Raw genomic sequence first — 6,628 nt, 5'->3', positions numbered from 1 at the left:
ATACTGTGGCTACCGCGGCCAGGGTGGCGGCGGACGTCGCTTCGGCGGCGACCGCGGCCAGGGCGGTGGTGGACGTCGCTTCGGCGGCGGTGACCGTGACCGTGGCGGTCGCGGTGGCGAGGGATGGCGCCGCGAGCGCTGAGCCCTGTCCGGCGGGCGCTCAAGCCCGCCGAATGACCAGCACGATGACTACAGTGGGACGACGTGAACGAATCTGAGAAGGTCGAACTGCGCGTGGCCGAGGCGTCCGACGCCCCGGCGATGCTGCAGGTCATCCACGAGGCCTTCGGTGCCCGGCCGGCGGTGGACCCGCCGGCCGCGGCATTGTCGGACACGGTCGCGGACATCGAACAGCGCCTGCGCCAGGCACCCGGCATCCTCGCCCTGCGCGACGGCCAGGTGATCGGCTGCCTGCTGACCAGCATCGACGGCCCGGTGGGGCGGCTGCACCGGGTGAGCGTGCGGCCCTCGGCCCGCACCCGCGGGGTGGCCGCGCAGATGGTGCGCGGCGCCGGGGATGTCTTCGGTGAGCTGGGCGTGCGGTGCGTCGAATTGCTGTGTCGCAAGGAATTTCCCGAGACCCGCCGCTGGTGGGTCGAGCACGGCTTCAGCCAGGTCGGCCTGACCGACCAGGGCTGGGTGATGGGCATCGAACTGCCCGCGATCATCGAGGTCTCCACCGGCGAGGCCATGCAGGACCTGGGACGACGTCTCGCGCTGCTGCTGCGCGCCGGTGACGTGGTCGTCGCCTCCGGAGACCTGGGCGCCGGCAAGACCACGCTGACCCAGGGCATCGGTGCCGGGCTGGGGGTGGAGGGGCCGGTGATCTCGCCGACCTTCGTGCTCAGCCGGGTGCACCACAACCTGGGCGAGGGCCCCGACCTGGTGCACGTCGACGCCTACCGGCTGGGATCGGAGGCCGAGCTCTTCGACCTCGACCTGGACCAGACCCTGCCCGAGGCCGTCACCCTGGTGGAATGGGGCGCCGGCCTGGCCGAAGGACTGTCCAGTTCCGTGTTGCAGATCGACATCAGACGAAGCCTCGACCCCGACGACGAGACCCGGCAGGTCTTCTTGCAGGGCATGGGGGAGCGCTGGCAGGGCATCGACCTGCACCAGCTGGCCGAGCAGGAGGACGAAGGATGAGCTGGACCCTTGCGGTGGACACCTCCACCGACATCTGCATCGCCCTGGCCCACGACGGCCAAGTGGCGGCCACCGACCTGGTCGCCGACCGCCGCGGGCACGCCGAGAAGCTGATGCCGGCCATCAGCGCACTGTGTGCCGGCCAGGGCATCGCCGTCAGCGACATCACCGAGGTGGCCGTCGGACTCGGCCCGGGGCCCTTCACGGGGCTGCGCGTCGGGATCGTCACCGGCCACACCATCGCCTCGCTCGCGGGCTCGACGATGCACGGCCTGTGCAGCCTCGACGTCGTCGCCCGCCAGTGGGTCGATTCCGAGCATGCCCCCGAGGGTGAGTTCGTGATCGCCTCCGACGCCCGTCGCAAGGAGCTCTACTGGGCCCGCTACGACGCCGCTGGCACACGCCTGGACGGCCCGAACGTCGGCGGACCCGAGAGCCTCCCGGCCGGCCTTCCCGTCGCCGGGCCCGGCAGCAATGCCTTCCCCGAACTCTTCGAGGCCACCGGACCCACCACGCTGGACGCCGGCGTGATGGCCGCCCACTGGGCCGAACTGCCCGACGCCGGCAGCGACGCGATGTACCTGCGCAAGCCCGACGCGGTGGCGCCCACCACCCGAAAGTCGACCCTGATCGGCTCCCACGAGCGGCGCCTCACCCTCAAGCCGCTTGGCTCCACCCCGCACGCAGGCGAGGGCCGACCATGATCTTCGGCGCGGCCCGGGAGGCCGACGTCAACGCCCTGCTGGAACTGGAGGCCGGCGCCTTCAGCCCGTGGGAGCGTTGGGGGCGCCAGGCCTGGCTGGACGAGATCGCCGCCGACGACCGCCTGGTCATCACCGCGCGCGATGCCGACGACCGGGTGATGGCCGCCGCCACCTTCCAGTGCGTCCTCGACACCGCAGACCTGCACCGCATCATGGTGGCCAGGGAACGTCGCGGCGAGGGCACCGCCGGGCAGATGATGCGCGCCGGCATGGAATGGGCCCAGGCCGTCGGCGCCCAGCGCATGCTGCTCGAGGTGCGCGAGGACAACGAGGCCGCGCTGGCGCTCTACGAGGCCAACGGTTTCGAGCTGATCGCGCGGCGTGAGGACTACTACGGGCCCTCCGTGCACGCCCTGGTGATGGAGGCGTCACTGGGCCACGAGGACGGCACCCGGCAAGAGGACAGGTGGAGTGATGAGTGAACCGTTGATCCTGGGCATCGAGAGCTCCTGCGACGAGACCGGTGTCGGCATCGTGCGGGGCCACGAGCTGCTGGCCAATGAGGTGGCCAGCTCGGTGGAGCAGCACGTGCGCTTCGGCGGCGTGGTGCCCGAGGTGGCCTCCCGCGCCCACCTGGAGGCGATGGTGCCGGCGCTGGAACGCGCCCTGGCCACCGCCGACGTCGACCTGTCCGAGATCGACGGGATCGCCGTCACCGCCGGGCCCGGCCTGATGGGCGCCCTGGTGGTGGGTCTGGCCTCGGCCAAGGCGCTTGCCGCCTATGCCAACAAGCCGCTCTACGGCGTCAACCACCTGGCCGGCCACGTCGCCGTCGACCTGCTCGACCACGGATCGCTGCCCACCCCGGCCGGGGCGCTGCTCGTCTCGGGCGGCCACACCGAACTGCTGGTGGTCAACGACATCGCCACCGACATCGTGCAGGTGGGTGGCACCATCGACGACGCCGCCGGCGAGGCCTACGACAAGGTCGCCCGCGTGCTGGGCCTGCCCTACCCGGGCGGGCCGGTCATCGACAAGGCCGCCCAGCACGGCGACCCGAAGGCGATCCGCTTCCCGCGCGGGCTCACCACGAAGAAGGACCTCGACAGGCACCGCTTCGACTACTCCTTCAGCGGGCTGAAGACGGCCGTGAGCCGGTGGGTGGAGACACGCGAGCGCGACGCCCTCGACGTTCCGCTCAACGATGTGGCCGCCAGCTTCCAGGAGGCGGTGTGCGACGTGCTCACCGCCAAGGCCGTCGACCTGTGCGAGCACCACGGCCTGGAGCACTTCCTGATCGGCGGTGGCGTGGCCGCCAACTCGCGGCTGCGCACCCTGCTGGAGGAGCGGATGGCCGCAGCAGGGGTGGAGCTTCGTCGCCCCCGCCCGGCCCTGTGCACCGACAACGGCGCCATGATCGCCGTGCTGGGCGCCGAGCTGGTCACCAAGGGCGCCAAGCCGTCGAGCATGGAGATCGGCGCCAACTCCGGGCTGCCGATCTCCACGATCCTGGTGTGAGCCAGCACATTCGCCTACGCTTCGACGACCTCGTCGCAGGCACCAGCCGATCCTTCGCCGGGCAGGCCGAGGTGCTGAGGGCCGACACCCCTGACGAGGTGGAGGCGCTGCTCCAGATGGTGCGCTCCCGGCTCGCAGGCGGCAACACCCTGGCCGGATTCCTGTCCTATGGGGCCGGACAGGTGCTCGTCGCCCAGCCGGACGGCACCCGCTGGCGCCAACGCGACGAGTCGGTGCCGCTCGGCTGGTTCGCGGTACTGCCCGACGGTCTGGTGAACCAGCCCCTCGACTGGCCGGAGCCCGCCGAGGTGATGTACCACGTCGGCGCCCCCTGGGAAGCCGCCGCGGACCAGGCGCGCCACGAGGCCGATGTCGAAGCGGTCCGCCAGCGCATCGCGGCCGGCGACTTCTACCAGGCCAACCTCACCACGCAGCTCCACAACAACTTCGCCGGTGCGCCGCTTGGCCTGTACCGAGACCTCGCCGAGGCACAGCAGTCGGCCTGGTGTTGCTTCATCGAGACCGACGAGTTCGCCGTCGCCAGCGCCAGCCCCGAGTTGATGGTGCGCCTGCAGGACGGGCGCCTGGCCTGCGAACCCATGAAGGGAACCGCGCCCACATCCGCCGATGCCACCACAGACCGCGAGGCCCGCTCGGCCCTGCTCGGCAGCGCCAAGGACGTCGCCGAGAACGTGATGATCGTCGACCTGCTGCGCAATGACCTCGCCAAGGTCTGCACCACCGGCAGCGTGGCGGTGACGGACCTGTGCCGCGCCGAGCGCTACCCGAGCGTGTGGCAGCTGGTCAGCCGGATCGAGGGAGAGCTCGGGCAGGGGCTCGGCCCGGTCGACGTGCTGACCGCACTGTTCCCGTGCGGCTCCATCACCGGCGCCCCGAAACTGGCCGCGATGCAGGCGATCGACGAGTTGGAGGCCGGCCCCAGGGGTATCTACTGCGGCAGCATCGGCATCCTCGATGCGGACTCCGCCACCCTCAATGTCGCGATCCGTACCGCCGCCATCGACAAGCGCCGGGGCACGGTGCGCTATGGGGCCGGTGGCGGCATCACGTGGAGTTCCGAGCCGTCGTCGGAGTGGCAGGAGCTGCTCGTCAAGAGCCGGGTGCTGGACTCGGTGCCCGTCGAACCTGTGCGGGTGTTGGAGACGCTCGGCCGGGTGGATGGCGACTACCCGCTGATCGACGAGCACCTGGCCCGCGGGGCCCGCACCTGCGCGGAGCTGGGCCTGCCGTGGACCGAGGATGACCTGCGGGAGGCGCTGTTGGGGGCCAGCCCGGATTCGGGGCATGGCGCGGTGCGGCTCTCCATCGGTGCCGACGGCATCGAGGTGACCTCGCGGGCCGTTCCCGAGCTGGGGATGGTGAGGCTGGCACTGGCTGACCGTCGGGTGCGCAGCAGCGATCCGTGGCGCCGGTGGAAGACGACCCATCGACGGGTGCTCGACCAGGCACGGCTGCGCCGTCCGGACGTGGACGATGTGGTCTTCCTCAATGAGCGTGGGCAGGTGACCGAGACGTCGATCTTCACCGTGGCGGTGCTGGTCGACGGACGGTGGCTCACCCCGCCGGTCAAGGACGGGTGCCTGCCCGGGGTGCTGCGCGCCGGGCTCCTGCGCCAGGGGAAGCTGACCGAGCACAGTCTGACCTGGGCCGATCTGTGTGGCGCCGACGGGCTCGCGGTGCTCAATTCCGTGCGCGGCTGGCTGGCCGCGAGGCTCGTCTGAGCCCTGCTCTGGGATCCCTGGGGCGGCTGTAGCCGAAGGCCCATCCAGAAACCACATCGTGGGCAGGTCTTGGTGCAGATGCTGCACCAACGCCCGCTCACAGTGTGGTTTGTGGACGCCTGCAGCGGTCGTCGGGAAGGCCGTGCCGGTCAGGGGCTGTTACAGCATCCGTGCCAGGGCCACCAGCAGCCGCAGGGCCACCAGGGTCGGTAGCAGGAGGTCCACCAGCGTGACCGACTCGTGACCGTCGACCACCTCGGCGGTGATCGGGTCACGGGGGCGATCGCGGTGCTCGGCGAGGCGGGCCAGTGATCCCGCCGCCAGCAGGAAGGCCGCAGCGCCCCAGATGGTGCCTGCGGTCACGTGGGTGATGGGTTGCTGGAGCGCGGTCATCAGCCAGTAGAGCACGGCGCCGACGGCCACTATCGCAAGCACCCACAGCCACAGGCGGCTGGTGGCTGATTCGCGACGGTCCAGCACCAGTACCGTCCCGAGGAGCAGGGCGAGCACGCTCAGACCCACCACGATCCCACCCAGGGTCACGGTGACCGGCGACGTCCATGCCACGTCCGGGCCCAGGGCATTCAGCAGCGCCAGGGCACTGAGGCGCCACACCCCAGGAGCAGCCGGCCCACCCGGCGGGCACGCAGCGGCCCGGGCCGCAGCTGCCGCGCATAGGCCACGGACGAGCCGAAGGCAGTGTCGGGATGCACCCTGGCGTCGCGGCAGTGGGACCGCACCGTTTCCAGTGCCTCGCCGACTTCGCGTCCGGTGGCTCCGCGCAGGCTCAGCTCACGGGCGAACCGCGCCTCCCAGGTCTCCAGCTCTGACGTCTTCATCGCCGGTCCAACTCGGTCATGGTCAGTTCCTCTCCTTGCGGCGCAGGGCCGCCGGGATCAGTGGTCAAAGATCCTCATGGCGATGCCCAGAAGTGCCAGCAGCGAGAAGAGCAGCGGCACCCACGGGGTCATCCAGAAAGTGGTCTGTCGAATCGGCCGGCCGGTCACTGGATCCTTGGGGCGGTCCAGCACCAGGCGGAGCCCGAGCACCAGTCCCAGGATGGTGAGGCTCGTGGCCACCAGCCAGAGGGACCAGGCAGGCACCGTCGCCACCGGAACCAGCCAGGCGGTGGGGGCGAAGATGAGGGCCATGAGCAGCAGGAAGTCGGCCAGGGCGAGTGCCAGCACCCAGCGACGCGGTTCGACTCGTTGCGCCAGGAGGGCGAAGGCGACGAAGACCACGACCATGCCGACCGAGGGCCAGTTGACTGTCACGGGGCTGGTCAGCGGGGATTTTGGCATCAACATGACCATGAAGTAGGCGCCGACCGTAGTCATCGTGGGGAGCAGGAGCCTGACATGCTCGCGAATCGTCAGAGGGTCGGGCCGGAGGTCTTCCGCGTAGCGTGCAGCAGGGCCGAAGGCGCTGTGGGGCAGCGTGTTCGCATCGCGGCAGTGCTCCCGGACTGTGGCGAGCGCCTCGCCGATCTCACGTCCGTTCGCGCCGCGCTGGCGCATC

At 70.7% G+C, this 6,628-nt stretch carries 8 protein-coding genes; 5 read left to right on the top strand and 3 right to left on the bottom strand.

Annotation, left to right across the window (positions count from 1 at the left end):
* Positions 1–204: 204 nt before the first annotated feature.
* The 5 genes from tsaE to ACHFFZ_RS14475 are packed head-to-tail and all read left to right on the top strand — an operon-like array spanning position 205 to position 5,110.
* Entirely contained in the window at positions 205–1,146 is a 942-nt protein-coding gene (gene tsaE / locus ACHFFZ_RS14495) for a tRNA (adenosine(37)-N6)-threonylcarbamoyltransferase complex ATPase subunit type 1 TsaE (RefSeq protein WP_394277309.1), read from the top strand.
* On the top strand, positions 1,143–1,850 hold the full coding sequence (gene tsaB, locus ACHFFZ_RS14490) for a tRNA (adenosine(37)-N6)-threonylcarbamoyltransferase complex dimerization subunit type 1 TsaB (protein WP_394277308.1): 708 nt from the start codon (positions 1,143–1,145) through the stop codon (positions 1,848–1,850). Before tsaE ends, tsaB begins: the two co-directional genes overlap by 4 nt.
* Complete coding sequence (locus ACHFFZ_RS14485; protein ID WP_394277307.1) at positions 1,847–2,332, top strand: GNAT family N-acetyltransferase; 486 nt, start codon at positions 1,847–1,849, stop codon at positions 2,330–2,332. Before tsaB ends, ACHFFZ_RS14485 begins: the two co-directional genes overlap by 4 nt.
* On the top strand, positions 2,325–3,368 hold the full coding sequence (tsaD, locus tag ACHFFZ_RS14480) for a tRNA (adenosine(37)-N6)-threonylcarbamoyltransferase complex transferase subunit TsaD (protein ID WP_394277306.1): 1,044 nt from the start codon (positions 2,325–2,327) through the stop codon (positions 3,366–3,368). The genes ACHFFZ_RS14485 and tsaD overlap by 8 nt, the downstream gene beginning before the upstream one ends.
* Positions 3,365–5,110, top strand: coding sequence for a bifunctional anthranilate synthase component I family protein/class IV aminotransferase (locus ACHFFZ_RS14475; protein ID WP_394277305.1), 1,746 nt, complete (start codon positions 3,365–3,367; stop codon positions 5,108–5,110). Before tsaD ends, ACHFFZ_RS14475 begins: the two co-directional genes overlap by 4 nt.
* A 159-nt stretch (positions 5,111–5,269) precedes the next feature.
* Here ACHFFZ_RS14475 and ACHFFZ_RS14470 read toward each other — a convergent pair whose 3' ends face one another.
* The 3 genes from ACHFFZ_RS14470 to ACHFFZ_RS14460 all read right to left on the bottom strand — a co-directional run.
* Positions 5,270–5,725, bottom strand: coding sequence for a hypothetical protein (locus ACHFFZ_RS14470; RefSeq protein WP_394277304.1), 456 nt, complete (start codon positions 5,723–5,725; stop codon positions 5,270–5,272).
* Complete coding sequence (locus tag ACHFFZ_RS14465) at positions 5,695–5,949, bottom strand: hypothetical protein (protein WP_394277303.1); 255 nt, start codon at positions 5,947–5,949, stop codon at positions 5,695–5,697. Before ACHFFZ_RS14465 ends, ACHFFZ_RS14470 begins: the two co-directional genes overlap by 31 nt.
* A gap of 57 nt (positions 5,950–6,006) precedes the next feature.
* Positions 6,007–6,628 (bottom strand): hypothetical protein (locus ACHFFZ_RS14460; protein WP_394277302.1); only part of this gene is annotated, 622 nt, incomplete at its 5' end.

The organism is Luteococcus sp. (assembly GCF_043424415.1).
Taxonomy (GTDB): Bacteria; Actinomycetota; Actinomycetes; order Propionibacteriales; family Propionibacteriaceae; genus Luteococcus.
This window is presented reverse-complemented; position numbering and strand designations above follow the sequence as displayed.

Coding starts and splice junctions, on each gene's coding strand:
- tsaB (WP_394277308.1), top strand. CDS start 1,143: ATGAGCTGGACCCTTGCGGTGGACACCTCCACCGACATCTGCATCGCC.
- ACHFFZ_RS14465 (WP_394277303.1), bottom strand. CDS start 5,949: ATGAAGACGTCAGAGCTGGAGACCTGGGAGGCGCGGTTCGCCCGTGAG.
- tsaD (WP_394277306.1), top strand. CDS start 2,325: ATGAGTGAACCGTTGATCCTGGGCATCGAGAGCTCCTGCGACGAGACC.
- ACHFFZ_RS14485 (WP_394277307.1), top strand. CDS start 1,847: ATGATCTTCGGCGCGGCCCGGGAGGCCGACGTCAACGCCCTGCTGGAA.